19 protein-coding genes are annotated in these 25,454 nt (G+C 59.0%); 6 read left to right on the top strand and 13 right to left on the bottom strand.

Annotation, left to right across the window (positions count from 1 at the left end; all coding sequences use genetic code 11):
* The 3 genes from F3I15_RS13325 to F3I15_RS13315 all read right to left on the bottom strand — a co-directional run bounded on the left by F3I15_RS13325 (position 1) and on the right by F3I15_RS13315 (position 2,675).
* On the bottom strand, positions 1–1,221 hold the full coding sequence (locus F3I15_RS13325; protein ID WP_150018237.1) for an MFS transporter: 1,221 nt from the start codon (positions 1,219–1,221) through the stop codon (positions 1–3).
* A gap of 109 nt (positions 1,222–1,330) precedes the next feature.
* Positions 1,331–2,221 carry a LysR family transcriptional regulator gene (locus tag F3I15_RS13320; protein ID WP_150018236.1) on the bottom strand — a complete coding sequence of 297 codons (891 nt, stop codon included), beginning with the start codon at positions 2,219–2,221 and terminating at the stop codon, positions 1,331–1,333.
* An 85-nt stretch (positions 2,222–2,306) separates the two neighbouring features.
* Positions 2,307–2,675, bottom strand: a complete 369-nt coding sequence (locus tag F3I15_RS13315; RefSeq protein ID WP_039382095.1) for a helix-turn-helix domain-containing protein — start codon at positions 2,673–2,675, stop codon at positions 2,307–2,309.
* 177 nt (positions 2,676–2,852) lie between these two features.
* On the opposite strand from F3I15_RS13315, the gene F3I15_RS13310 reads away from it, so the two are divergent.
* The 3 genes from F3I15_RS13310 (at position 2,853) to F3I15_RS13300 (ending at position 7,094) form a co-directional block, all read left to right on the top strand.
* Positions 2,853–3,512 carry a response regulator gene (locus F3I15_RS13310; protein WP_039382093.1) on the top strand — a complete coding sequence of 220 codons (660 nt, stop codon included), beginning with the start codon at positions 2,853–2,855 and terminating at the stop codon, positions 3,510–3,512.
* A complete protein-coding gene (locus F3I15_RS13305) occupies positions 3,509–4,867 on the top strand; it encodes a HAMP domain-containing sensor histidine kinase (protein ID WP_150018235.1) in 1,359 nt (452 codons plus the stop codon). The genes F3I15_RS13310 and F3I15_RS13305 overlap by 4 nt, the downstream gene beginning before the upstream one ends.
* Positions 4,868–6,230: 1,363 nt before the next feature.
* Positions 6,231–7,094, top strand: a complete 864-nt coding sequence (locus tag F3I15_RS13300) for a nucleoside-specific channel-forming protein Tsx (RefSeq protein ID WP_150018234.1) — start codon at positions 6,231–6,233, stop codon at positions 7,092–7,094.
* A gap of 54 nt (positions 7,095–7,148) precedes the next feature.
* On the opposite strand, the gene yjdN is transcribed toward F3I15_RS13300, so the two are convergent.
* The 4 genes from yjdN to F3I15_RS13280 form a co-directional block, all read right to left on the bottom strand.
* Entirely contained in the window at positions 7,149–7,586 is a 438-nt protein-coding gene (gene yjdN, locus F3I15_RS13295) for a VOC family metalloprotein YjdN (RefSeq protein WP_039382083.1), read from the bottom strand.
* Between the two features lie 162 nt (positions 7,587–7,748).
* Complete coding sequence (locus tag F3I15_RS13290; protein WP_039382082.1) at positions 7,749–9,065, bottom strand: cytochrome c; 1,317 nt, start codon at positions 9,063–9,065, stop codon at positions 7,749–7,751.
* An 11-nt stretch (positions 9,066–9,076) separates the two neighbouring features.
* A complete protein-coding gene (locus tag F3I15_RS13285; RefSeq protein WP_150018233.1) occupies positions 9,077–10,861 on the bottom strand; it encodes a GMC family oxidoreductase in 1,785 nt (594 codons plus the stop codon).
* A 2-nt stretch (positions 10,862–10,863) separates the two neighbouring features.
* A complete protein-coding gene (locus tag F3I15_RS13280; RefSeq protein WP_150018232.1) occupies positions 10,864–11,595 on the bottom strand; it encodes a gluconate 2-dehydrogenase subunit 3 family protein in 732 nt (243 codons plus the stop codon).
* A gap of 296 nt (positions 11,596–11,891) precedes the next feature.
* Between F3I15_RS13280 and sbmA the strand changes: the two genes are divergently transcribed.
* On the top strand, positions 11,892–13,142 hold the full coding sequence (sbmA, locus tag F3I15_RS13275; protein ID WP_150018231.1) for a peptide antibiotic transporter SbmA: 1,251 nt from the start codon (positions 11,892–11,894) through the stop codon (positions 13,140–13,142).
* A 75-nt stretch (positions 13,143–13,217) separates the two neighbouring features.
* Here sbmA and F3I15_RS13270 read toward each other — a convergent pair whose 3' ends face one another.
* Together F3I15_RS13270 and F3I15_RS13265 are read right to left on the bottom strand one after the other, a co-directional pair.
* Positions 13,218–14,858 (bottom strand): dihydroxyacetone kinase subunit DhaK, encoded by a 1,641-nt coding sequence (locus tag F3I15_RS13270; RefSeq protein ID WP_150018230.1) that lies wholly within the window; start codon positions 14,856–14,858, stop codon positions 13,218–13,220.
* Positions 14,859–14,989: 131 nt separating this feature from the next.
* The gene (locus tag F3I15_RS13265; RefSeq protein WP_150018229.1) at positions 14,990–16,177 is read right to left on the bottom strand and encodes an MFS transporter; all 1,188 of its coding nucleotides are present in this window, start codon (positions 16,175–16,177) and stop codon (positions 14,990–14,992) included.
* Positions 16,178–16,282: 105 nt separating this feature from the next.
* On the opposite strand from F3I15_RS13265, the gene F3I15_RS13260 reads away from it, so the two are divergent.
* Positions 16,283–17,236, top strand: coding sequence for an AraC family transcriptional regulator (locus F3I15_RS13260; RefSeq protein WP_150018228.1), 954 nt, complete (start codon positions 16,283–16,285; stop codon positions 17,234–17,236).
* 3 nt (positions 17,237–17,239) lie between these two features.
* Here F3I15_RS13260 and F3I15_RS13255 read toward each other — a convergent pair whose 3' ends face one another.
* The 4 genes from F3I15_RS13255 to gltP all read right to left on the bottom strand — a co-directional run bounded on the left by F3I15_RS13255 (position 17,240) and on the right by gltP (position 22,829).
* On the bottom strand, positions 17,240–18,784 hold the full coding sequence (locus tag F3I15_RS13255) for a PAS domain-containing methyl-accepting chemotaxis protein (RefSeq protein WP_150018227.1): 1,545 nt from the start codon (positions 18,782–18,784) through the stop codon (positions 17,240–17,242).
* Positions 18,785–19,031: 247 nt separating this feature from the next.
* Positions 19,032–20,465: a PTS N-acetylmuramic acid transporter subunit IIBC gene (murP, locus tag F3I15_RS13250; RefSeq protein WP_150018226.1), complete on the bottom strand. Its 1,434-nt coding sequence runs from the start codon at positions 20,463–20,465 to the stop codon at positions 19,032–19,034.
* Positions 20,465–21,376: an N-acetylmuramic acid 6-phosphate etherase gene (murQ, locus tag F3I15_RS13245; RefSeq protein WP_150018225.1), complete on the bottom strand. Its 912-nt coding sequence runs from the start codon at positions 21,374–21,376 to the stop codon at positions 20,465–20,467. Before murQ ends, murP begins: the two co-directional genes overlap by 1 nt.
* A 151-nt stretch (positions 21,377–21,527) precedes the next feature.
* The gene (gene gltP / locus F3I15_RS13240) at positions 21,528–22,829 is read right to left on the bottom strand and encodes a glutamate/aspartate:proton symporter GltP (protein ID WP_065650335.1); all 1,302 of its coding nucleotides are present in this window, start codon (positions 22,827–22,829) and stop codon (positions 21,528–21,530) included.
* A gap of 578 nt (positions 22,830–23,407) precedes the next feature.
* Between gltP and acs the strand changes: the two genes are divergently transcribed.
* On the top strand, positions 23,408–25,363 hold the full coding sequence (gene acs / locus F3I15_RS13235; RefSeq protein WP_150018224.1) for an acetate--CoA ligase: 1,956 nt from the start codon (positions 23,408–23,410) through the stop codon (positions 25,361–25,363).
* Positions 25,364–25,454 lie beyond the last annotated feature (91 nt).

The following is a 25,454-nucleotide window of genomic DNA, read 5'->3' as shown; positions in this document are numbered from 1 at the left end:
TTATGCGTCCCGTCTCTCCCGCACTGCGCCGCGTACCAGTAAAGCACACAGCGCCATCGTCAGCGCGGTGAGCAGAAACACCGGCTGCATGCCAAACGCTCCGCTAATCATCCCGCCGCAGAGCGGTCCGGTCACCTGCCCGGCATATTGTGCCGAGGTCGCATAGCCCAGCATTTTTCCCGTCTGCTGCTGCGGAACGTGGTGGCGTATCAGTGCGGTAATGCAGGGCAGCAGTCCACCCAGCGCCACGCCCATCAGAAAACGCAGGCCGGTAAGCTGCCATACGTGGCTGATAAACGCCTGCGGGATCAGCAGCAGCGCGCTGGCCACCAGCCCGGCAAGCAATACACGTCCGTGCCCGATGCGATCCGCCAGCCGCCCGGCCAGCGGCGCAGCAAGGATACTTCCCAGCGCCGCCGCTGCCATCACGATCCCGGCGTTAACGGTTATCGCGTGCTCTCCCTGCACAAACTGCGCAATATAGAGCGTGATAATAGGTTCAACAGACATGGTGGCAAACATCATCAGCATCGCCGTGAGCCACATCAGCCGCACCACCCGAAGATTCGCCGGCGGCTCATCAGCAACCTGCCCTGCCGTGGCGGCACCTTTTGGCTGCCGCGGCGCCTCTTTCAGCAGACACGCCGTGCCGAGAAACGCGAGGAAGATCGCCGCGCCCGTCAGCCAGAAGGTGTGACGGATGCCAATCAGCGGCGGCAATATTCCGCCCAGCAGCGGCCCCGCGACGTTGCCCGCCATAATGCCCGCTGAGAGGATACCCAGCGCCCAGCCGGTATGGGCTTTCGGCGTCTGCGCCGCGACCAGAATCGTGGATCCGGAAGCGTATCCCCCCAGCAGCCCGGCCAGCAGACGCAGCGCCACCAGCTGCCAGGGTGCGGTTGCCATACCAATCAGCGACATGGCTATCGCCATGCCCAGACTGGCGCGGATCAGCATCAGTTTTCGTCCATAGCGATCCGCCAGCCGGCCCCATAGCGGAGCCGTCAGCGCGGCGCTCAGAAACGTGGCCGCATAGGCGGCACCCGACCAGCGGGCGATCGCCGCCGGCTCCTCAACCCCAAGCTGCTGAACATAGATCGGCAGAAACGGCAGCAGCAGCGTCATGGCGACGATGGTGGTAAATGACCCCAGGGTGCAGACCAGCAGGTTGCACTTCCAGTGTTGCTGTTCAGCTGTTAATGATACTGAAGCGTGTGACATACCCTCTCCCGCAGGCTGTTTTTTATCAGGCTACCTGTGCGGAGAGAGAGAAAACAGAGGGCGCCGGAGAGTTACCTGCCAGCCTGCTACTGTTGCCACACAGCAACAGTCAGGGTGTCTGCAGCGCGGTGATCAGCGCATCGCAAAGCTGCGTAACCGGAGAGGAGGGCTGCGGCTGCTCTTTCAGCAGCAGATAGCTGTGAAAACGATCCATTTGCCAGTCGCTCAGCACCGGCTGGATATCGCCGCGCGCCAGCGCCTCACGCGTCATATAGGAGGGCAGATAGGCAATGCCGCCGCCGGCCAGCGCCGCGTTAAGCAGCGCCATGCTGTTGTTGGCGCGCAAGCGGCTGCGCACTTCCAGCGCCAGCCGCTGCTTATCACGCCGGAACGGCAGAGCGGCGGTATGTGCCGGCCCGTGAAACAGCAGCAGGTTGTGGCGGGCCAGGGCGCGCGGATGATCAATCAGCGGATGCGCGGCCAGGTAGCCGGGCGTAGCGTAAAGGCCCCAGTCGATGACACTGAGTTCGCGCCAGGCGCCTTCCTGCGGCGCGCGGCTGCGGACCACAATGGCGACATCAGCATCGGGGTGAGGGTCTTCGCTGGTGGTAAGATCCAGATCCACATGCAGATGAATATGCCGGCGAATAAAGGCGTCCACCACTGGCGCTACACACTGGCAGCCAAAGGTTACCGGGGCCTGCAGGCGAAGATTACCGGCCGGCAGCTGGTGCAGCTGCTGCACAAACGCATCCGCCTGATGCAGCTCGTCCAGCATACGCAGGCAGAAGGGGTAGTACGCCTGCCCGTGTCCGGTCAGCGCAACATGACGCGTGGTACGCTGCAGCAGTTTGATCCCCAGCCGCACCTCCAGCCGGGCAATTTCACGGCTGACATAGGATTTGGAGACGCCGAGGATACGCGCGGCTTCGCTAAAGCTTTGCCGCTCCGCTACGTGCGCGAACAGCAGCATGGCTGTCAGATTATCACCAGGGTTCATGGGTCCGGCTGTCAGAGAAACATGACCCGCAGCTTAAAAGGTATTGCGCTGTTCTGCACCCGCTTTTCTTTGCGCTGCTGGCCGGTCACACGGCGACGGCAAAAGGCAGCAGCAGCCGCTCCGGCTCAACGCGACGCTGACGGCGCAGCTGGCCTGGCGTAATGCGAAAATAATTTTTGAAGGTGCGGGTGTAGGCCTGCTGCGTATCAAAACCGTAGTTCATGGCGACCTGTAAAATGGCGTCGTCGCTGTTAAGCAGCGTTAACGCCGATTCAGTCAGGCGGCGCTGGCGGATATACTCAGCCAGTGAAAAACCGGTGTGCTGACGAAACAGACGCTGCAGATGCCAGCGTGAATAGCCCGACCGACGCGCCACCTCATCCAGATGCAGATCGTGGCCTAAGTTATCTTCAATCCACTCCAGTAAACTACGGATAAACTCTCGCTGATTCATCGCACCCTCCGGCTTAACAGACTGTTCCTGAAGAGCCACTGTAGCGCAGGAGATTTATCCCTTAATTAGCGAAGAATTAGCGCAGAATTAGCAAAGCGCGCAGCGGTAAAATTCAGCGGTGATAATTTTTCGCTAAGAATGCGGCGTTACACTGCCCCACACTGATAAGGAGACTCCATGCGCGTGCTGCTGGTAGAAGATGATGAAATGATTGGTGCCAACCTGCAGCAGGCGCTGGAAGCCGCAGGCTGGTCGGTGGACTGGGTACGCGACGGCCGGTTTGCCTCGCACGCCTGGTCGGAAAGCAATTACACCTGCGTGCTGCTCGATCTTGGCCTGCCGCGTGAAGATGGTATTGACGTGTTGCGGCGCGCCCGCGCGCGCGGTGATATGACGCCGGTACTGGTGCTGACCGCCAGGGACAGCGTTGCCCAGCGTATTCAGGGGCTGGATAGCGGCGCGGATGATTACCTGCTCAAGCCCTTTGATCTGCAGGAGGTGCTGGCACGTATGCGCGCTATCACCCGGCGCCGCCACGGTGCCGCCGACTCGCTGCTCGGCAGCGGCGACGTGCAGCTGGATATGATGACGCGCGAAGTGCTCTATAAGGGCCAGCGTGAACAGCTTACCGCTCGCGAATATGCACTGCTCTATGCGCTGCTGGAGCGGCCCGGCGCGATTCTTTCACGCGAACAGCTGGAGAATCGCATCTATGGCTGGGGCGAAGAGGTCACCAGCAACGCCGTTGATGTGCTGATCCACGGCATGCGGCGCAAACTGGGCAACGAAGCGATTCGCAACGTGCGCGGCCTCGGCTGGCGGGTACCGGCACAATGAAAAATTTTACGTTTCTGCGCTCCCTGCGCAATAAGCTGCTGATGAGTCTGGTGCTGCTGCATCTGGCGATGATTGGTGGCGTAACCTGGTACTTCTTCCACTGCTACGGCGACATGATGGGCTCGATGAAGGACGATCAGCTCGCAAAAGTGGCCGACGTCTGGTCAGCCAGTCAGACCATGCCCGCGCTGATCCCGACGATCCCCGATCAGGACCGGCTCAAAAGTGCTTACATTGTCCAGCTGTGGGATACGCATAATCAGCTGCGTGCCAGCTCGTGGCCGGCGCTGAAAGCTCCGCTGCAGGCGGTGCACGGCTGGTCCGATTTACGCCTTGGCGACTGCGGTGACGATTGTGAATGGCGCGTCTATACCCGCCCTGGCGAAGCGGGCAGTGAAATCGGCACGGTTCAGGTGCTGCATAATATCGGCTACATGAAAAGCCTGATGGTAAAACGCGTGCTCTCGGCGGTGATCCCGCTGATCCTGATGATGCCGCTGTCGCTGCTGCTGATCTGGCTGATCGTACGCGCCATTACGCGCAATCTGCTGGTGGCATCCCGGCAGATCGCGGCGCAGGAGAGCCTGCACCCGCATACGGTATCGCCAGATGGCCTGCCTGACGAAGTGCTGCCGCTGGTCGCCGCCTATAATGCGCTGCTGGATAAGCTGCGCGCCGCCTGGTCCGCCCAGCGGCAGTTTCTGGAGGATGCCGCGCATGAGCTGCGCACGCCGGTCACCGCGGTTACGCTGCAGCTGGAGAATCTGCGCCAGCATATTCAGCCCGGCGAGGCGCGCCGTCAGTTTGATCAGCTGGAAGCGGGCGTCACCCGCACCCGTCATCTGGTGACGCAGCTGCTGGATGTGTCACGCCAGGAGGATCGGTCCGCGGTGCCGGTCGCGGAAACAATCGAACTCGACGATCTGCTGAAGGAGAGTATTGAGCAGCTGATGGTGGTTGCCGATAAGCGCGGCATCGATATCGGCTATAGCGGCAGCACACGCTACCGGCTGCAGGCCAGCCGCTCTGAGCTGCGCACTCTGTTTGATAACGTCATCGGCAACGCAATGCTGCATACGCCAGAAGGAAGCCTGGTCGATGTGCTGCTGCACCGCACAGGCGATCGTACGGTGGTCGATATCGTCGATAACGGTTCCGGTATGCCGGAATCGTTTCTTGAGCGGGCGTTTGACCGCTTTACCCGTTCACCGGACGTACAGGCGCAGGGCAGCGGTCTCGGCCTGTCGATTGTGCGCAGCGTGGCGCAGAAGCATCAGATGCAGGTGGCGCTCTCTAACTGTCTTACCCCTCAGGGCGAGCGCTGCGGACTGCGGGTGCGGGTGACGTTGCCATAACGGGCTGGCGCTAAGCAGCGCGGGGCTGGGTGCGGCAGCGCGCGGCACTGAGGGGGTTCCGCCCGCCAGGCTTCCGGCAGTTTCAGCGGCATCTCCGCATGCGGACGGGCTAAGGGGCGGGTGGGCGCGCCCTTAGCAATCCGCGCCCCGCACCGTCCTCGCGAATTCCCGGACTTATTCCTCCGGCCTTAACGGACCGCGCGGATTCGCTCCTGCTCACCCCGCGCTCTCGCCGGCGTCCTGCCGGCTCGCCCTGGCCGTCACTCTGNCCTCCGGCCTTAACGGACCGCGCGGATTCGCTCCTGCTCACCCCGCGCTCTCGCCGGCGTCCTGCCGGCTCGCCCTGGCCGTCACTCTGCGCCCGGCGCTGCGGGAAGCGCCATCCGGGTCCGCTGAGCTGGTTGCGGCAGCGCGGGGCACTGAGAGTGTTCCGCCCGCCAGGCTTCCGGCAGTTTCAGCGGCATTTCCGCACGCGGACGGGCTAAGGGGCGGTTGGGCGCGCCCCTTAGCAATCCGCGCCCCGCGCCGTCCTCGCGAATTCCCGGGCTTATCCCTCCGGCCTTAACGGACCGCGCGGATTCGCTCCTGCTCAGCCCGCGCTCTCGCCGGCGTCCTGCCGGCTCGCCCTGGCCGTCACTCTGCGCCCGGCGCTGCGGATGGCGCCCCCCTCCCGCCTGTAAATTCATTTTTTCATTCTTAAAAGTGGCGAAGCCTGAAGCTCAGGTGCAGGACTGCCAGCCATGAAAAAACAACATAAAGAAAAAAGAGCGGCAGCGGCGGGAAGCGCCATCCGGGTCCGCCGAGGGAGGGCACGGTTCCGGGATGAGCCGACAGGACGTCGGCGAAAGGGCGCGGTGAGCAGGAGCGNGAGCGAGGGAACCGCGCAGCGGCGGACGGGGCTGGCGCAGGGCCGGGGAGTGCAGAGGGCGCGGCCAGGCGTCCTCTGCCCGGTCGCCGCACCGGGGCACAGGCTGCCGCCGCAGCTGACGGCGAACGGAACCGGCGCCGGGGCAGCATCGCCGCGACGGGGCACAAGCTGCCGCCGCAGCTGACGGCGAACGGAACCAGCCCCCCGGTCCCCCAACCCAATCACATCTCTTCGCGACCACGTAAACGGTTGCGGAGTTCCGTTCGCTGCAGATAGAATATGTGACAATTGTCACAAAATAACTGAATCCTATTGCAACACTTTTTGACAAATGTGATGAAAATCTATTTTCTAACGCTCTGTTACAGGCACATTACGCGGGCCTGAAGGCTGGCAGTCAGCACGCGTTATCGCCGCATACTGCTCAATACCCGGGAACGTACTCATTCGATCGTGGCATCTCTGCGGCGATCCTCAGCAAGTGGTTAAACAATAATGAAATTTAAATCGTTGATAGCAGGTGCATTACTGATTGGTAGCGGAATGGGCGCAGCGCAGGCAGAGAGCGACCCGCAATATCTGTCTGACTGGTGGCATCAGAGCGTAAACGTGGTGGGCAGCACCCATACCCGTTTCGGGCCGCAGTTTAATAACGATGTCTACCTGGAATATGAAGCCTTTACCAAACAGGAGTGGTTCGATTTTTACGGCTACATCGATTTGCCAAACTTCTTCGGTGCGGGCAACAGCAACGCCAATGGCATCTTCGATCACGGCACGCCGCTGTTTATGGAAGTTGAGCCGCGCCTGTCGCTCGACAAACTGGCGGGCACCAGCCTGGCATTCGGTCCGTTTAAAGAGTGGTTCTTTGCCAACAACTATATCTACGATATGGGCCGCAACAGCGACAACCGGCAGAACACCTGGTATATGGGTCTCGGTACCGATATCGACACCCACAGCGATGTCGGTCTCTCGCTTAACGTTTACGCCAAATATCAGTGGGAAAACTACGGTGCGGCCAACGAGAACAGCTGGGATGGTTACCGCTTCAAGGTAAAATACTTTGTGCCAATTACCGACCTGTGGGGCGGCAAGCTGAGCTATATCGGCTTTACCAACTTTGACTGGGGCTCCGATCTGCGCGATAAATCTGACCGCTCGCGCACCAGCAACTCTGTTGCCTCAAGCCATATTTTATCGCTGAACTACGATCACTGGCACGTCTCTGCCGTTGCGCGTTATTTCCATAACGGCGGTCAGTGGGCGGATGGTCAGGAGCTGAATTTTGGCAATGGTCCATTTGAAGTGAAATCAACCGGCTGGGGTTACTATCTGGTGGCAGGTTACAACTTCTAAGTGCGGCAGTTTTGCCCCGCCGGATGCAGCGCCGGAGGGGCAAAAACAGAGGCGTTAATCCTGCGATTTCACGACGTTGATGCGCCACGGAATGTTGAACTTATCGATAAACATGCCGAAGCCGTCTGACCAGAATGTTTTCTGCCATTCGGTCGTGATTTTGCCGCCGGCAGAGAGTTTATCAAACCACTCTTTGCCCTCTTTCTCATCGGTGGTTGCCAGGCTTACCGCATAACCAGCGTGCTCGGACGCCGGTGGCTTGCTGGTATCGCCGTCGCTCAGCATCAGCTCGCCCTGACCAATCTGCAGATGTGCATGCATGATTTTTTCCGGCGGCAGCGGCGGTGCGGATTTATCGCCCACCTGCTCTCCCTGCTCCGGATTATCGCCGAAGGTCATTTTTTGCAGCACTTTGCCGCCGGTGGCCTGCAGGTAAAATTCGATGGCTTCTTCACAGCGACCATACAGAAACAAATAAGGACTTACTTGCATCGTTCCCTCCGCTTATCAGTTAGTGAGCTTTTGCACTCACCACTAAGTGTAGACGATCGCGTTCAGCCCCCGCCCGCCCTGGCTTTGACTGATTCGCCGCTGTTTTTCGCCCATAAAAAATCCGGGCACCAGGCCCGGATAATTAACGCACCGCAGGCGCGCTTATTTCTCTAATGCGTGGATATCCGCGCTGCCCTGATAAGGCTGTACCGTTTTATCCTTACGCTGTTTCGCCACGTCGCCAGCCGTTACGCGGGTGGTAACGCCGTTGCCCCAGCTGCTGCGAATAAAGTTCACCACGTCCGCAACCTGCTGGTCGCTGAGACGCCAGCCAAACGCCGGCATGGTGATGGCCGTTGGTGCGCCCTTCACGCCCGGCAGCGTACCGCCCACCAGCACAATGTGAATCAGCGAAGCTGGATCGTCAGCCATCACGACCGGATTGCCGCGCAGCGCCGGATAGAAACGCTGATAGCCTGAACCGTCAGTTTTATGGCAGGCAGCACAGCTGTCCACATAGACTGACGCGCCCGGCTGGCTGTCATCGCCGTGCCACAGCGCTTTCGCTACCGTATCATCCGGAGTAAATACCGCCTGCTGCGGATCTTTGGCGCCCAGCGACTTCAGGTACTTCGCAATCGCGCTGATATCCTCATCGCTGAGGTGCTGCAGGCTGTGTTCAACCACCTCGGTCATACCGCCAAACGCCGCGGTGTGATCGTTGCGGCCAAAGCGCAGGAACTGCTTCAGCTCCTCTTCGCTCCAGCGGCCCAGCCCGTCACGGTTGTCGCCGCGCAGATTGCTGGCGGTCCAGCCATCGATCGGTGCGTTGCTGCCGGCAAGGTAGTCGCTGCCGTCACCGTTATTCAGCGCCTTCTCCTGCATCGTAATGCTGCGCGGCGTATGGCACGCTCCGCAGTGTCCGAGCCCTTCAACCAGATAGCGTCCGCGCGCCAGCGCCGGATCTTCCTGTGCGGCGGGCTGGAACGCTTTCACGTCCGGCGCAAAGATGCCGCGCCAGATCGCCAGCGGCCAGCGCATGGAGAGCGGCCAGGGAATGTCGCTCTCTTTGTTCGCCTGGCTGACCGGCGCCACGCCGTGCATAAAATAAGCGTAAAGCGCTTTCATATCCTCATCGCTGACAACCGCGTAAGAGGGATAAGGCATTGCCGGATAGAGCGTATCGCCATTTTTCGCTACGCCATGACGCACCGCTTTCTGAAAGTCGTCATAGCTGTAGTCACCAATGCCGGTCGCTTTATCGGGGGTGATATTGGTGGAGTAGATTGTGCCAATCGGCGTCGCCATTGCCAGTCCGCCGGCAAACGGCTTGCCGCCGGCCGCGCTATGGCAGGCCACGCAGTCCCCGGCGCGCGCCAGATATTCACCGCGTTTGATCAGCGATTCAGCGGCCACATCGTCAGCCAGCGCGCTGAACGTCAGGGTGCCCAGCATCAGGGCCAAAACTGATTTCATCATCGTCATGTTCCTTATGCCTGTACCAGCGGTCCCGGGTTTTTCAGATACTGTTCGCGGATCGCCCTCGCTGACCAGTAGCTCAGTGCAGCGACCATACCGGTCGGGTTATAGCCCAGCCCCTGCGGGAAAGCTGACGCCCCCGGCACAAAGACGTTGGGCACATCCCAGCTCTGCAGATAGCGGTTGACCGCGCTGGTCTGCGGATCTTCACCCATGATCGCACCGCCACTCATATGCGTGGTCTGATAGGAGGTCGTATCAAAATGGGTTCCCGGCGCTTTGGCGGAGCCGATGATGGTTTTCGGGTTCATCGCCTCGGTGATTTTGCGCATCTTGCCAATCATAAACTGCGCCATTTTGATGTCGTTATCCTGCCAGTCAAAGGTCATACGCAGCAGCGGCTGGCCGTACGCATCTTTATAGTTGGGATCGAGATCGAGATAATTCGCGCGATAGGACTGGTGCGCGCCGTGCGCATCCATGGAAACATGGTGCGTATAGGTATCGGCTACCGCCGCTTTCCACTGGCTGCCCCAGCCTGGCGTACCGGCTGGCACCGGCACGCCGGAGATAGGCTTGGTGCCGGCCTGGTTAACCCAGAAAGGAGACCCGCCGACAAAACCGTGCGGCCCGTGATCAAAGTTGTCCGCGTTAAAATCATCTACCGCCACACCTGCCCCGCCTGCGCCGATAAACGGGTTGGTGGTGGTGTTTTTATCAAACAGCGCTTTTAGCGTTGAGAGATTCTGATAGGCGAAGTTGCGTCCCACCACGCCCTCATTAGTGATCGGATTGTAAGGTTTGCCGATCCCGGAGAGCAGCATCAGATGAACATTGTGGAACTGGAAGGCGGAGAGGATCACCAGATCGGCCGGCTGCACCACTTCACGTCCCTGACCATCAAGGTAGGTCACGCCGGTAGCGCGCTTTTTATCATCGGTCAGATTGACGCGCAGAACGTATGAATTGTTGCGCAGCTCAAACTTCGGCTCCTGACGCAGCGCCGGCAGGATATTGACGTTAGGCGACGCTTTGGAATACATGTAGCAGGCGTAGCCGCTGCAGAAGCCGCAGAAGTTGCACGGCCCCATCTGTGCGCCGTAGGTATTGGTGTAGGGCCCGGAGGTGTTCGCTGATGGCATATCATAAGGGTGATAGCCAACCGACTCTGCCGCCTGCGCAAACAGCTGCGCAGAGTAAGTACGCTTCTGCGCCGGCAGGGGAAAGTCGCTGGAGCGATCCGGCGCAAACGGGTTGCCGCCGTGTGCGTTATTGACCACTTTGCCCTTGATTGACCAGGCGCTGCCGGAGGTGCCAAATACCTTCTCCGCTTTGTCGAAGAATGGCTCCAGCTCATCGTAGCTGACGCCAAAATCCTGAATGGTCATGCCTTCCGGAATAAAGCTTTTGCCGTAGCGCTGCTCATAATGGCTGCGCAGATTCAGCTCAACCGGATCGACGCGGAAATGCACGCCGGACCAGTGCAGGCCCGCACCGCCGGTGCCGGTGCCGGGCAGAAAAGCGGCCAGCTGACGATAAGGCACCGCGGTCTGCGACGCATCGTGACGGATGGTCACGGTGCTTTTAGAGAGGTCCTGAAACAGCTTTTTGCGAACGTTGTAGGTCAGTTCATCAATCGACTGCGGGTAAGAGCCGTCAGGATAGGTATCGCGATGCGGACCGCGCTCCAGCGCAACGACGTTAAGACCCGCTTCGGTCAGCTCTTTCGCCATAATGGCGCCTGCCCAGCCAAACCCCACAATCACTGCATCAATTTTTTTTAATTCGTTTGCCACGCTTACGCCCTCGCTCCGCGAATATCGACTGACGGGAACGGATAACGTTCACCGCGCTCTACCCAATCCATAAAGTCGGCGCGGGCGCCCGGGAAGCCAATCAGCTTCCAGCCCACCATGCCCTGGTTGCCGCCATGAATCGGGTCGCAGAAAAAGCCTTCGCGGGTATTCTGCAGCAGGTAAGAGAAAAAGGTTTTTGCCGGCAGCTGGGCAAACTCAGCCTTGCCGGTTTCAAACGCGCTCAGCAGCGCATCCTGCTGTTCGCCGCTCAGGCTGGCGAACACCTTGCCATGCTGTTTCTGACTCCAGGCGTCGGCGTCGGCAATGCCTAAGCGATAAATCTGCTGCGGCACCAGCGGCAGCTGGTAGCCCAGCTCTTTCGGCATATCCGGGTGAAAAGGCCCCTGCATATACCAGTTGCTGCCGGTGGCGTACGGCGTATTCATCTGACGATCGATAAATTCCGGTACGCCTGCTTCCAGCGCGCCCGGACCGCGCTCGTCGCTGGGGATCAGCCGCGCCACGGCGGCGGTGATGAAGGCAAACTCTTCGGCGGTAAACCAGCCTGGCTGATAGTCGCGTGCCGGCTGCGCTGGCGCGGCTGCATCGCTGGCGGCGGCGGCAGGTGCCACCAGCGCGCCCATAGCGGTTGAGCCGACCGCCATAGCGGGTGCAAGAGTGATCGTCCTCAGCAGGAAATCACGACGTGAATGACCCTTTTTTTGTTCTGACATGACATTGCCTCAGTACCACATATAATGCGGCATGGAAGGTTAAGTAGTTGCGTTGTAATGGTTTTTATTCTTGACTTAAGGGATACAGCACGTTTGTTACCGGTAACAAAGTGACAATTGTAACACCTAAACGGCGAGTAATTTAGTTTTACGAAACAATTACGCACAAAATACTTAACATTTTCCCGCGCTGGTTTACATTCCAGCGGCGGGATTGTCATGCTCAGAAACAACCCACTACAGACAGATAAACAGAAATAACGGTATAAACGTGTCTACACCACAGCGGAGTGCTTATGTTTAAATCCTTTTTTCCGCGGCCCGGCGCATTTTTCAGCTCGGCAGCGATTTGGAGTGTGCTTGTTATCTTTGCCTGGTTTGGCTTTTTCAGCGATCTGCCGGCGCGCTGGCCCGCACTGCAGGCCGCGATGCAGCAGCCGCTGCCAACCAATGCCAGCCGGTTTATTCACGCCAGCCAGCTCTGGTTTTACGGCTACTACTGGTCAGCGGTTGCGCTGTTTGCCCTAGCGTGGATGATAATCGATCGCCATCCGTGGCAGCGCTGGTCGGTCTGGGGCACGGCGCTCATCATCTTCGTCACCTGGTTCAACGTCCAGGTCAACGTGGCAGTCAACGCCTGGTATGAGCCGTTTTACGATCTGATCCAGAAAGCGCTGACCAAAGCGGGCGCCGTACAGATCACCCAGTTTTACAGCGAGATCAGCGACTTTCTCGGCATTGCGCTTATCGCCGTGACGATCCTGGTCGCCAACGTCTTTTTTATCAGCCACTGGATTTTCCGCTGGCGTACCGCGATGAACAGCTATTACATGCACAACTGGCAGCGTCTGCGGCATGTGGAGGGGGCAGCTCAGCGTGTGCAGGAAGATACGATGCGTTTCTCCACCACGCTGGAGGACTGGGGCGTCAGCTTTATTAAGGCGATCATGACGCTGGTAGCGTTCCTGCCGGTGCTGCTGGCGCTGTCGAAACATGTGAAAGATATTCCGATTCTCGGTTCGATACCCTATGGCCTGGTGATCGCCGCTATCCTCTGGTCGGTGTTCGGCACTGCGCTGCTGGCGCTGGTCGGCATTAAGCTGCCGGGACTGGAGTTCCGCAATCAGCGGGTGGAAGCGGCCTATCGAAAAGAGCTGGTTTATGGCGAAGACGATCCGACGCGCGCGTCACCGCCAACGGTACAGGCGCTGTTCAGCCGGGTGCGCTACAACTATTTCCGGCTCTACTTCCACTACCTCTATTTCAACGTCACGCGCTTTCTCTACCTGCAGGTAGATAATGTATTTGGCGTGTTTCTGCTGTTTCCGGCGATCGTGGCCGGTGCGCTGACGCTGGGCCTGATGAATCAGATCCTTAACGTGTTTGACCAGGTACGCTCCTCCTTCCAGTATCTGATCACCTCCTGGTCAACGCTGGTCGAGCTGATGTCTATCTACAAGCGTCTGCGCAGCTTTGAGCAGATCCTGCAGGATATCCCGCATCAGGAGATGCTGCGCGAGGCGGCGAAAGAGCCAGCCGGCGAGTAACGGCGTCCTGCGCCCGCCTTCTGCATTGCCGGGAAGACGGGCGCAGCTCACCGCGGTGTCACTCTGGCAGGCAACTCAGCCTGCCATCACCTGAAACACCTTCTCTACCGCATACGCACCGGGATCTTTTACCCCATCCAGACTCTGCTGGTTGAGATAGGCTGAGCGTCCCGCTTTCGCACTGTTCATCTGCGCCGTGGCCTCTGCGCCCTGCGCCGCCGCCTGAGCGGCAGCCGTCAGTGATTCGCCCGCCACCAGTTTTTCCAGCGCCGGCTGCAGCGCATCAATCAGCGTGCGGTCGCCCGGCTGCGCGCCGCCATAGTGCTTCATGCGCTCCAGCCCCTGCATCAGCGCCTCCGGCAGTGAGCTGCCCTCTTCCAGATGCTGTCCGGCGGAGGTAAACAGAATGGACATCAGTACGCCGCTGGAGCCGCCCATCGCGCCTGCCAGCTGCTCGCCAATCAGCGCAATCAGCGTCGGCAGCTCGTTTAGCGGCAGCTGCTTCTCCTGCAGCGCGCGCTGAATACGTTTTGCACCCGCAGCAAACGTGGAGCCGGTATCACCATCGCCAACCTTTGCGTCCAGCGCATTCAGTTCACTCTCCAGATCGATGAGCGTCTGCGTCACGCGCGTGATCCAGCCCGCCACCTCATCATTTTCTGAGGGATCAAAGTCAAGCGCGCTGCTGACTTTCTCCGCCGTCTGCAGATTGATGGGCGCAAACTCATAGGGCGCAACCCAGCCCTGCACCTGCACCGGTGCCTGCAGCGCCAGCAGGAACGGCTCTTCCAGCGCCAGCACGGATAACGAGAAGCCTTTCATATCCAGCGCGCTGACCAGCGTAGCGGGACCGATAAGATGGGTAGTACGCGCGGCCAGCGGCGTGCGCAGGACTTCGCGCGTCAGCAGCGCCAGCTCCAGCTGCGAAAAACCGCCTAAATTGTTGATAAGTAACAGCGCCTGCTTACCATCCGGCAGCGCCTGCGCCAGTTTATCCGTCATCAGGCCGGTAATTTTTCCGCTGTCCTGCGTATCCAGCGTAACGACCCCCGGCTCGCCGTGAATGCCCATACCGAGCTCACTGTGGCCTGGCGCCACGCGCGCTTCGCGCTTCTCACCCGGAAGATGGCAGGTCGCAAATGCCAGACCAATAGAGGAAGTGGCTTCAATCGCCCGCTGCGCCAGCGCCTTTACCTCCTGCAGTGAATGCCCGTGTTCAGCCGCATAGCCCGCAATTTTATGCACCAGTGCAGTGCCGGCGAGACCGCGCGGCTGCGGGTTCTCAGGCAGCGCAATATCATCCTCGACCATGACCAGTTCAACGTGATAGCCCAGGTTTTTGGCTTTCTCAGCCGCCAGACCAAAATTAAGGCGATCGCCGGTGTAGTTTTTAACGATCAGCAGACAGCCCGCGTCACCGGTCACGTTGATAATGGCGTTAAGCACCGCCTCCACGCTGGGCGAGGCGAAAATATCGCCGCAGACGGCCGCCGTCAGCATCCCTTTGCCGACAAACCCGGCGTGCGCCGGCTCATGGCCCGATCCGCCACCTGAGATCAGCGCCACTCTGCTTTTATCCCAGTCTGAACGCACCACAATGCGGATCTCATCGCCCAAATCGAGACGACGCAGGTTACGCCACGGCGTGCTGAGTAAAATACCTTCGATGGCTTCGTTAACCAGATCGTTCTTTTCATGCATAAAAAACTGGCTCATCGCTTTTTTCCCCCTGGTGTAGTTGTCACTAAAGGTAGCGCATCTGTGCAGAAAACCGTCAAAGCAAAGCGCGGAAATGCAAAGGGCGGCACACGCCGCCCCTGAATCAGAAAAAGCCCTGCCGCTGCACCTTAGCCGTGCTGCCTGACGCGCGTATAGATGGTTACCGCCGCCAGCAGCATCATGACGCCGCTTGCCATAAAGACGCCGCCCGCGCCCTGCAGGTCAAACATCCAGCCGCCGGCCGCCGCGCCCGCCGTGATCGCCAGCTGAATGGTCGCCACCAGCAGTCCACCGCCCGACTCTGCATCATCAGGCACGGCACGCGAAATCCACGCTGACCAGCCGGTAGGCATCGAGCCAAATGCCAGTCCCCATAGCGCCACACCGGCCCCTGCCAGCCACGGCAGCTGCGCCATCGCAGAGAGTACCACCGCCGTCACGCTCATCAGCAGCGCCATCCCGGTCAGCGTCAGCGAGACGCTGCGCGTAACCAGCACGCCCGCCAGCGAGGTGCCAAAGAAGTTAGCTATTCCAAACGCCAGCAGCGCAAGCGACAGCTGATTAACGTTAAGCTGCGCGCTGCCTTCCAGATAAGGTCGCAGGTAGGTAAAGAAAGCAAAATGGCCGGTAAACATCAGGATCACCGCCAGCATGCCCCAGCGCATAACGCCCTGCCGCAGCAGATCAAGCACGCCGCCGCTTTGCGTCCGGTTTTCCGGTGGCATTGCCGGCAGCGTAAAGAACTGCCACAGCAGCGCCAGCACGCCCAGCAGCCCCGTCATCAGAAAAATGTTGCGCCAGCCAATCACATCGCCGAGATAGCTGCCGAGCGGTGCCGCAATAATTGTCGCCAGCGAGATGCCGCTAAAGACAATCGATAGCGCGCGCGGCACCTGCTCCGCCGGCACCAGTCGCATGGTGATGGCGGTTGACAGCGTCCAGAAGCCGCCAATCGCCATACCCAGCAGCACGCGCGCCAGCAGGATCATCGGCAGACTGTCCGCCAGCGCCACCAGCAGCGCCGAGGCGATAAGCAGCAGGGTAAATGCCAGCATCACCAGACGGCGATCGAACCGCCGCGTAAGCGTACCGATTACCAGGCTGGTGAGCAGCGCAACCAGCGCGGTCACCGTCACCGTCTGCCCCGCCTGACCTTCGCTGACCTGCAGCGACGCGGCTATCGGCGTCAGCAGGCTGACCGGCAGGAACTCAGCGGTGATCAGGCCAAATACGCCAAACGCCATGGCAAATACCGCGCCCCACGCGGGTTTTTCTGCCACCGCACCGGTGGCTGTCAGTTCAGTTTCCAGACTCATTTGCGATCCCCATCACAAAAAAATAGTTTCGCTAAGGATAGAGCGCTGCAACAAGACGATCTATGATACAGAAAGTTTATTAGTTGATAATTCGTCTGGATTGCGATGAGCCGTTATGAAGATTTAACCAGCGAACTGCTGATGGGCATGCGCCTGTACGGCGTAAAATATCAGCGTATTGCGCTGCATGCGCCTTTTGGCCTGCAGTATGACGACGCGCCTGGCCGGGCGCAGCTGCATTTTGTCGGGCGCGGTACGCTGCTGCTGCGTGCTGCTTCCGGTACGATCTACCCGCTGCAGGCGGGCGATGCATTACTGATCCCGCATGGAAAAGCGCATGCGCTGGTCTCAGATGAGACGGCGCATTGTGAACCGATCACCACGTTTAACAGTAAGCCTATCTGCCCCAGCGTCTGCGCGATCAACGATGCGGCGGATGCCGATCTCTGTCCGGCGGATAGCGACGTGATCCTGTTCAGCGCCTGCATGGCGTTTGAACTGGGCGGTATGCAGCCGCTGGTACACACCATGCCGGATGTCATGCTGGTCAGCACCCTGCTGGGACAGTATCCGGAAATCCAGCCGATTCTGGATGCGATGGAGCGGGAAACCCGCCAGCGCAAAGCGGGCTTCGCCGGTATTCTGTCGCGGCTGGCGGATGTGGTGGCCGCGCAGATCGTGCGCGGCTGGGTAGAGAATGGCTGCGGCGCCGGCAGCGGTCTGGTTCAGGCGCTGCGCGATCCGCGCCTGAGCCTGGCGATGGCGGCGATGCACCGTGCGCCGGGAGAAAACTGGACGGTAGAGCGGCTGGCGCGTGCGTCCGGCAGTTCGCGATCGGTGTTTGCTGCCCGCTTTCAGAACGCCACCGGCATGACGCCGCTGCGCTATCTTACCGAACTGCGTATGCGGCTGGCGAAAGAGCGTATTGAGCAGGGCGAGGCGGTAGAGAGCATCGCGTTTGAGCTTGGTTACGGGTCGCTGGCTGCGTTCAGCCGCGCCTTTAAACGGATAACGGGCACGTCACCCGGCGCGCTGCGCGCCGGGCGGGAAGTGGCGTAAGCGTTAGCGGAAGACGCTAATCGCCTCAACCAGACGGTTCGCCTGATGCGCCATGCGGGCTGAGGCTTCTGCGCCTTCAGCCACGCGCGCGGCGTTTTGATGAGTGATATCATCCAGATCTTCTACCGCCGTACTCACCTCGCTCAGCGCCGTGGCCTGCTCGGCGGTGGCTGCGCTGATCTGCGCAATCAGCGTCGTCACGTTCTGCACCTGGCTGACAATATCCTGCATGGTGCGACCTGCGGCTGCCGCATAGTCGTTGCCTGACGCTACGCGGCTGGCGCTGGTCTCCACCAGCGTCTTAATTTCGCTGGCGGCTTTTGCGCTGCGCTGCGCGAGATTGCGCACTTCACCCGCGACCACGGCAAACCCTTTGCCCTGCTCACCGGCCCGCGCCGCCTCTACCGCCGCATTGAGCGCGAGGATATTGGTCTGAAAGGCGATACTGTCAATCACGCTGGTGATGCTGGCGATGCGCTTTGCACTGTCGGCGATATCGCCCATCATGCCCGCCATCTCCTGCATCACCTCGCCACCTTTGATGGCGGCGTGGCTGGTGGTGCCCGACAGCGTATTGACCTCGCTGGCGGTTTCCGTGTTGCTCTTCACGGTGGCCGTCATCTCATTCATGGTGGCGGCCGTCTGCTGCACGTTAGCGGCTGCCTGTTCGGTACGACGGGAGAGCTCACTGTTGCTGCGCGCCATCGCATCACTGGCGCTGAGAACGTTGATCGCCTGGCCGCTGACGTCATCCACCAGCCAGCGGAACATCAGCCCCAGCTGACCAATGGCGCGCAGCGTCATGCCGATTTCATCCACGCGATCGGGCTGATCGACTTTATGGCTGTTGCCGGTCGCCACGCTCAGCGCCTGCTGGCACATCCGCTCGATGGGGCGTGAAATTTGCTGCTCCAGCCAGAGGCTCGCCAGCAGCAAACAGAGCGCCGTCGCAACGCTGAAGCCGCCGAGTGCCAGCCCCGTCAGGCCTGCCCCCCAGGCGCTGCCCGCGACCAGCGGTAGCAGCAGCGCCAGCGCTGAACGAATGCGCCAGCGCAGCGGCAGCGTTTTCAGCAGTGACGTGGCGCGGCGCCAGCCGCTGCCGATAATCAATCCTTTATAGAAGCAGCGTCCTTTGCTGCGCCCTTCGCGGAAATCGCGGTACAAGGCCTCAGCCTGCTGCACTTCTGCTGCTGCAGGTTTGGTCCGTACCGACATATAGCCGCGCACGCATCCTTCGCGTACCACCGGCACCGCATTGGCCCGTACCCAGTAGTGATCGCCATTCTTACGCCGGTTTTTCACCAGCGCGCTCCAGGGCTGCCCCTGTTTCAGGGTATGCCACATATCGGCAAACGCTTCGGGTGGCATATCCGGATGGCGCACTATGTTATGGGGCTGGCCGTTTACTTCTTCCGGCGTGAAGCCGCTGACCTCAATAAAAGCGTCATTGGCGTAGGTGATATGGCTGCTGAGATCGGTAGTCGACATCAGCGTTGCATCGTCATCGAAAACGAATTCACGCTGTGTAACGGGCTGGTTATTGCGCATACAGAGATCCCTGGTCAATTCAGGCTGATAAACATTATTCCGGATCTATCGGCTGATTAGCGGAACGACTTAAGCGCTGATGATTTAATTCTTGCTGCTAAAAAAGAGAAATCTTGATAAGGCATTGTATTTAATGGTTAAAATGGATGGATGGAAACAGGATTATGCGTTGCGGCTCACACCATTATTTAGCCAAAATGGAGGAAACAGAAAATATTTACGGGCGCAGCAGCGCCCGCAACGGGCGTTAACCCAAATCGATATTTTTCATGCCCCACCACCAGGTGAAGAGAAACCCGCCCGTCCAGGCGACCAGCAGACCGGCAAGATAGACCGCCATGCCGGCAAAAATGCCCTGTGCTGACGTCATCAGCGGCAGCGTCACCAGGCCGGAGGGGCCAAACACCGTATTCATCCCTACCGGCAGGCCGAGCCAGGCCACCAGACCGATAAAGAAGCCGCCCAGTGCCCCCCCGCAGCAGGCGGTGATAAAAGGCTTGAGGCGCGGTAGCGTGACCCCGTAAATCAGCGGTTCCCCGACGCCCAGCAGCCCCGGCACAATGGCTCCTTTGATCTGGCTGCGCAGCAGCGACGTTTTTCCAGCTTTGCACCACAGCGCCAGCGAGGCGCCGACCTGCCCCGCTCCCGCCATAGCCAGTATGGGAAACAGCGAATTAAAGCCCTGCGTCTCCATCAGCGCGAAATAGACCGGAATAAAGCCCTGGTGGATACCAAACATCACCGCAATTAGAAACAGCCCGGCCAGGATGGCACAGCCAAACGGGTTGTTATTAAGGTGAATAAACAGCCACGACATGCCTTTAAACAGTTCCCCTCCTACCGGCATAATGAGCAGAAACGTCACGGCGCCGGTAATCAGCAGCGTCAGCAGCGAGGTAAGGATCATATCCAGGTTATCGGGAATGATTTTACGCAGCTGCTTCTCTGTCCATGCACCAAATATCGCGGCCAGCAGCACGCCGATAATATTGCCGCGCGGATCGATCGTCAGCCCGAAAAAGTTCTCCATCCCGCTGTAGTATCCGACGGTGGCTTCCGGGCTGTAGCCGAGCACAAACAGCGAGGCGATAATCGCGCCGTTGACGCCGGTGCCGCCAAACGCTTTCTGAGCGTTATAGCCGATCAGAATGCTGAGAAAGGTAAACAATCCTTTGCCAAACACTTTCATGTAGGCCACGGTTGCCAGCAGCCACGGGGCGTGCTCACCCGGCTGATTAAGGTGAAACAGCTGCTCAGTCAGGGTGGCAAAGCCGAGCAGCAGGCCAGCGCCGATAAATCCCGGAATAAGCGGCGTAAAAATGGTGGCAAAGCAGGCGAGAAAGCGGTGCAGCGCACTGCTCTGTTTCGCTTTTATCTGCTGCTTTTGTGCCTGGGCGATGGTCTGCAGATCCTGCGCCGGCGCGCCTTCATTGAGCAATAGCTGCATCTTTTCCGCTGCGGTTTGCGCCTTGCCCGGCCCCAGAACAATCTGCAGCTGGGCGTCGCTGACAATCACACCCAGTACGCCCGGCAGCTGTTTCAGCCGGGGGCTATCCGCCAGCGCAGCATTCACCAGCGTCAGGCGCAGGCGGGTCATGCAGTTGCCGCACATCGCTACGTTACGCGGCCCGCCTACGGCCCGCAGAATATCGCGCAGCAGCGTTTCAGTAATTGCGGCCATCAGCGTACTCCCGGGTCACGTAACGCGGCGCGGATAAACCCGCGATTCTGATCCAGCAGCGCGCGCGCCTCTTCCGCCGTCAGGCCCGCCAGCACCATAACGATAGCAGTTTTGCAGTGGCCGCCGCACGCCGTCAGCGCCTGCTGAGCCGTGGCGTCGTCGCATTCGGTGGCCTGCTTAACAATGTTTATCTGACGCTGAACCAGTTTCTGATTGGTGGCTTCCACGTCCACCATCAGGTTGCCATACACCTTGCCGCTGCGGATCATCGCGCCGGTGCTCAGCATATTCAGCACCAGTTTCTGTGCCGTGCCCGCCTTCATACGCGACGAGCCGGTGACGATCTCCGGCCCCACAATTGGCGTCAGCGCGACATCAGCCGCCTGCGCCATCGCGCTGTCGGGATTGCAGGTCAGCGCGGCGGTAAACGCGCCCTGTTCACGTGCGTAAGCGAGCGCGCCCAGCACATAGGGGGTGCGGCCGCTGGCCGCAATCCCGACCAGCACGTCCCGGGCGCTGAAACCGATATCCGCCAGATCCTGTGCACCCCGTTCGGCGTTATCTTCCGCATTCTCTACCGCCTGCAGGATCGCCGTATGCCCGCCGGCAATCAGCCCTACCACCTGACCGCGCGGCGTACCAAAAGTAGGCGGACACTCACTGGCATCCAGGATACCGAGCCGGCCGGAGGTACCGGCGCCGCAGTAAATCAGTCGTCCGCCCTGGCTAAAGGCGTGCGCAATCGCCTCCGTAACCTGTGCGATCTGCGGCACAATCGCCTCTACCGCCAGCGCCACTTTTTTATCTTCATCATTAATGACGCGCAGCATCGCCTCCGTGCTGAGCTCGTCAATATTCTGGCTGGCCGGATTGCGGCTCTCGGTGATCATTTTGTTGAGATCAAGGGTCATATTACGCTCCTGCGAATGAATAATTTATTCTGAAAAATTTATACCATAAAGAATTGTTAATTCATGTGCAGCGGCGCAGAATTTTTTGTTTTCACGTCTGCAGACATAAAAAAACCCGCCAGCGGCGGGTTTTATTTTGCTCAGGAACGACTCAGGTGGCGCTTTGCGTACGCAGCTGCAGCTCGTAGGCAGCAGCCTGCTTAGCATCAAACTGATTTTCCCAGCGCGCAATAACCAGCACAGCGAGCGCATTTCCTACCACGTTCAGCGCCGTACGCGCCATATCCATGATGCGGTCAACGCCTGCGATAAACGCCAGCCCTTCAAGCGGGATACCCACACTGCCCAGCGTTGCCAGCAGCACCACGAAGGAGACGCCCGGCACACCGGCAATCCCTTTTGAGGTTACCATCAGCGTCAGCACCAGGATGATCTCATCGGTCAGCGACAGGTCAATGCCGTAAAGCTGAGCAATAAAGATGGCGGCAATACTCTGATAGAGCGTAGAGCCATCCAGGTTGAAGGAGTAGCCGGTAGGCACCACAAAGCTGGTGATCGCTTTCGGCGCACCATACGCCTCCATCTTCTGCATAATGCGCGGCAGCACCGTCTCTGAACTGGAGGTAGAGTAGGCCAGAATCAGCTCATCTTTCAGAATACGCATCAGGGTCGTAATACGCAGCTTGCAGAAGCGCGCGACCGCACCGAGCACGACAAAGGCGAAAAACAGGATGGCGGCATAGACCAGCAGCACCAGTTTCGCCAGCGGGTAGAGCGATGCAAAACCGAAGTTCGCAATGGTCACCGCAATCAGTGCAAATACGCCCACCGGCGCATACCGCATGATCATGTGAGTCACTTTGAACATGGTTTCTGATACCGAGCGGAACAAGCCGACCAGCGGATCGCGATGTTCCGACGGCAGCGCCGACAGACCCAGGCCGAACAGCACCGAGAAGAAAATAATCGGCAACATATCGCCTTTAACCAGCGAGGCGAAGATGTTCTGCGGGATCAGCGACAGAATGGTGCTGACCAGGCCATGAGGCGCGCCCTGAACCGCTTCGGTGGTAGCTTCATATTTAGAGATGTCCACCGTTGCCAGCGTTGACATATCAATGCCGCTGCCGGGTTGGAATACGTTAGCCAGCGTGATGCCGACCACAATGGCAATGGTGGTGATCACTTCAAAATAGATAATGGTTTTCACCCCGATACGCCCGAGTTTTTTCGCGTCCCCGACGCCGGCAATGCCAACAATCAGCGAGGAAATAACAATCGGCACCACAATCATCTTGATCAGATGAATGAAGATATCACCGGCAGGGGTAAGTATATTGGTGATTAACCATTCACGATCGTCTGGCTGATTATGCAGCACGGTTCCTACGATAATGCCGAGGATCAGGGCAATCAGGATCTGCCAGGCGAGGGTGAGTTTAAAACCTTTCATAACGCGTTATTTCCTCAGTTAAAACCCCTTTGCTCTGCTGCGAAGGTGCAGGAGATGATACACACAGGGAAGTGAGCAAAAGCCCGATAAAATAGAGGGTTATAATGGGCTGTATTCCGCTTTGTTCTGCCGGCGGTTTGCACCAGCGCAAGGATACAGCCTGAGTTGATACCTGCTGAACAGCGGCCAGATAAGTACCATTTTCACTGCGGTAAATGCAACCCCCGGCGCGATAGCTTAAATCGTGCGCAGCTCAGTAGCATAAAATGCTGCTGAGACTCTGTGGCTATAACCCGCTGTTATGAAAAGCGTTAATTCGATAATTTTCCGCATAGCTATTCAGATTTGACGATTTTTCCGCCCGGCGCGTTTGCCTAACATTTAATCACAAAACATCTATTGCCTGCTGAATGCCGCTTTCAGTACGCCGTTTTTTTGCCGCAAAAAGCGCCGTTTTTACGCCCTTTACCGCGTGCCGGCAGGCCGTGATCCAGACTGCAAAACCGAAACAAAGCCCTGGCCCCCTCTTCAATTAACCTTTGATTGACATATGATTAACATCTTCAAGGAGGTCAGCCATGAGCCAAATTCACAAGCATCCTGTACCCGCTGCCATTGCAGCGAACGCCCTGATTAATGCCGACGAGTATGCGGCACGCTATCAGCAGTCCGTGGACGATCCTGACACTTTCTGGGGTGAGCAGGGAAAAATTCTCGACTGGATCACGCCTTACAGCACGGTGAAAAATACCTCGTTTGCGCCGGGCAACATCTCTATTCGCTGGTATGAAGATGGCATGCTGAATCTTGCGGCTAACTGCCTGGATCGCCATCTGGCAACGCGGGGCGATCGTCCGGCCATTATCTGGGAAGGGGATGACGCCAGTGAAAGTAAAACGCTGACTTTCCGTGAGCTGCACGCTGACGTCTGCCGTATGGCAAATGTATTAACGCAGCTTGAGATTAAAAAAGGCGATGTGGTGGCCATTTATATGCCGATGGTGCCGGAGGCCGCTGTTGCCATGCTGGCCTGCGCGCGCATTGGCGCCGTGCACTCGGTGATTTTTGGCGGCTTTTCGCCGGAAGCCGTGGCGGGACGCGTGGTCGACAGCAACGCGAAGCTGGTGATCACGGCGGATGAAGGTATCCGCGCCGGACGCGCCATCCCGCTGAAAAAGAATGTTGATGACGCGCTGGCTAATCCGCTGGTGACCAGCGTAAAGAATGTGATCGTATTTCAGCGCACCGGAAAAAATACAGAGTGGCATGAGGGACGCGATCTCTGGTGGCACGATCTGGTCAGCCAGGCCAGCGCAGAGCACGAAGCGGTGGCGGTTGAAGCGGAACATCCGCTGTTTATTCTGTACACCTCCGGTTCGACCGGCAAGCCAAAAGGCGTATTGCATACCACCGGCGGCTATCTGGTCTATGCGGCCAGCACCTTTAAATATGTCTTTGATTACCATGACGACGACGTTTACTGGTGCACCGCAGACGTCGGCTGGATCACCGGTCACAGCTATCTGCTCTATGGGCCGCTGGCCTGCGGCGCAACCACGCTGATGTTTGAAGGGGTGCCCAACTGGCCGAAGCCGAGCCGGATGGCGGAAGTCGTCGACAAGCACAACGTTACCCTGCTCTATACGGCACCCACCGCGATTCGCGCGCTGATGGCCGAAGGCGACCGGGCGATTGAAGGCACCCGACGCAGCAGCCTGCGCATCATGGGCTCCGTGGGTGAGCCGATCAATCCGGAAGCCTGGGAGTGGTATTACAAAAAGATTGGCGACAGCCGCTGTCCGATTGTCGATACCTGGTGGCAGACTGAAACCGGCGGCTTTATGATCACGCCGCTGCCGGGCGCAACCGAGCTGAAAGCGGGCTCGGCCACCAAACCGTTCTTCGGCGTACAGCCGGCGCTGGTGGATAACGAAGGCAATCAGCTTGAGGGCGCAACCGAGGGTAATCTGGTTATTAATGATTCCTGGCCTGGTCAGGCGCGCACGCTGTTTGGCGATCATGAACGCTTTGAACAGACCTACTTCTCCACGTTTAAGCATCGCTACTTCAGCGGTGACGGCGCGCGACGCGATGAAGATGGCTACTACTGGATCACCGGACGCGTGGATGATGTCCTGAACGTTTCCGGACACCGGCTGGGCACGGCAGAGATTGAGTCCGCGCTGGTTTCACATCCGAAAATTGCTGAAGCGGCCGTGGTCGGTATTCCGCACAGCATTAAAGGGCAGGCTATTTACGCCTATATCACCCTGAATCAGGGCGAAGAGCCGTCAGCGGAGCTGTATACGGAAGTGCGCAACTGGGTACGCAAAGAGATTGGCCCTATCGCCACGCCGGACGTGCTGCACTGGACCGACTCGCTGCCGAAAACCCGCTCCGGTAAAATTATGCGACGTATTCTGCGCAAAATTGCAGCGGGCGATACCAGCAACTTTGGCGATACCTCTACGCTGGCCGATCCAGGTGTAGTAGAGAAATTACTGGAGGAGAAGCAGTCGATCGCCATGCCGTAATCGTTGCCCTTATCAGCGGAGAGCATCAGCCTGTCCCCGGCAGGCTTCTCTCCGTTAGTTCACCTTACGCCGTATGCTGTTCACCATCGCA

This window comes from Pantoea sp. M_9 (assembly GCF_008631385.1).
Classification (GTDB): Bacteria; Pseudomonadota; Gammaproteobacteria; order Enterobacterales; family Enterobacteriaceae; genus Pantoea; species Pantoea eucrina.
This window is presented reverse-complemented; position numbering and strand designations above follow the sequence as displayed.

Excerpts from the sequence above, each read along its gene's own strand:
- F3I15_RS13290 (WP_039382082.1), bottom strand. The coding sequence starts at position 9,065 with ATGATGAAATCAGTTTTGGCCCTGATGCTGGGCACCCTGACGTTCAGC.
- murP (WP_150018226.1), bottom strand. The coding sequence starts at position 20,465 with ATGGCCGCAATTACTGAAACGCTGCTGCGCGATATTCTGCGGGCCGTA.
- F3I15_RS13265 (WP_150018229.1), bottom strand. The coding sequence starts at position 16,177 with ATGAGTCTGGAAACTGAACTGACAGCCACCGGTGCGGTGGCAGAAAAA.
- F3I15_RS13280 (WP_150018232.1), bottom strand. The coding sequence starts at position 11,595 with ATGTCAGAACAAAAAAAGGGTCATTCACGTCGTGATTTCCTGCTGAGG.
- sbmA (WP_150018231.1), top strand. The coding sequence starts at position 11,892 with ATGTTTAAATCCTTTTTTCCGCGGCCCGGCGCATTTTTCAGCTCGGCA.
- F3I15_RS13320 (WP_150018236.1), bottom strand. The coding sequence starts at position 2,221 with ATGAACCCTGGTGATAATCTGACAGCCATGCTGCTGTTCGCGCACGTA.
- murQ (WP_150018225.1), bottom strand. The coding sequence starts at position 21,376 with ATGACCCTTGATCTCAACAAAATGATCACCGAGAGCCGCAATCCGGCC.
- F3I15_RS13255 (WP_150018227.1), bottom strand. The coding sequence starts at position 18,784 with ATGCGCAATAACCAGCCCGTTACACAGCGTGAATTCGTTTTCGATGAC.
- yjdN (WP_039382083.1), bottom strand. The coding sequence starts at position 7,586 with ATGCAAGTAAGTCCTTATTTGTTTCTGTATGGTCGCTGTGAAGAAGCC.
- F3I15_RS13300 (WP_150018234.1), top strand. The coding sequence starts at position 6,231 with ATGAAATTTAAATCGTTGATAGCAGGTGCATTACTGATTGGTAGCGGA.
- gltP (WP_065650335.1), bottom strand. The coding sequence starts at position 22,829 with ATGAAAGGTTTTAAACTCACCCTCGCCTGGCAGATCCTGATTGCCCTG.
- F3I15_RS13260 (WP_150018228.1), top strand. The coding sequence starts at position 16,283 with ATGAGCCGTTATGAAGATTTAACCAGCGAACTGCTGATGGGCATGCGC.
- F3I15_RS13310 (WP_039382093.1), top strand. The coding sequence starts at position 2,853 with ATGCGCGTGCTGCTGGTAGAAGATGATGAAATGATTGGTGCCAACCTG.
- F3I15_RS13325 (WP_150018237.1), bottom strand. The coding sequence starts at position 1,221 with ATGTCACACGCTTCAGTATCATTAACAGCTGAACAGCAACACTGGAAG.
- F3I15_RS13270 (WP_150018230.1), bottom strand. The coding sequence starts at position 14,858 with ATGAGCCAGTTTTTTATGCATGAAAAGAACGATCTGGTTAACGAAGCC.
- acs (WP_150018224.1), top strand. The coding sequence starts at position 23,408 with ATGAGCCAAATTCACAAGCATCCTGTACCCGCTGCCATTGCAGCGAAC.
- F3I15_RS13315 (WP_039382095.1), bottom strand. The coding sequence starts at position 2,675 with ATGAATCAGCGAGAGTTTATCCGTAGTTTACTGGAGTGGATTGAAGAT.
- F3I15_RS13305 (WP_150018235.1), top strand. The coding sequence starts at position 3,509 with ATGAAAAATTTTACGTTTCTGCGCTCCCTGCGCAATAAGCTGCTGATG.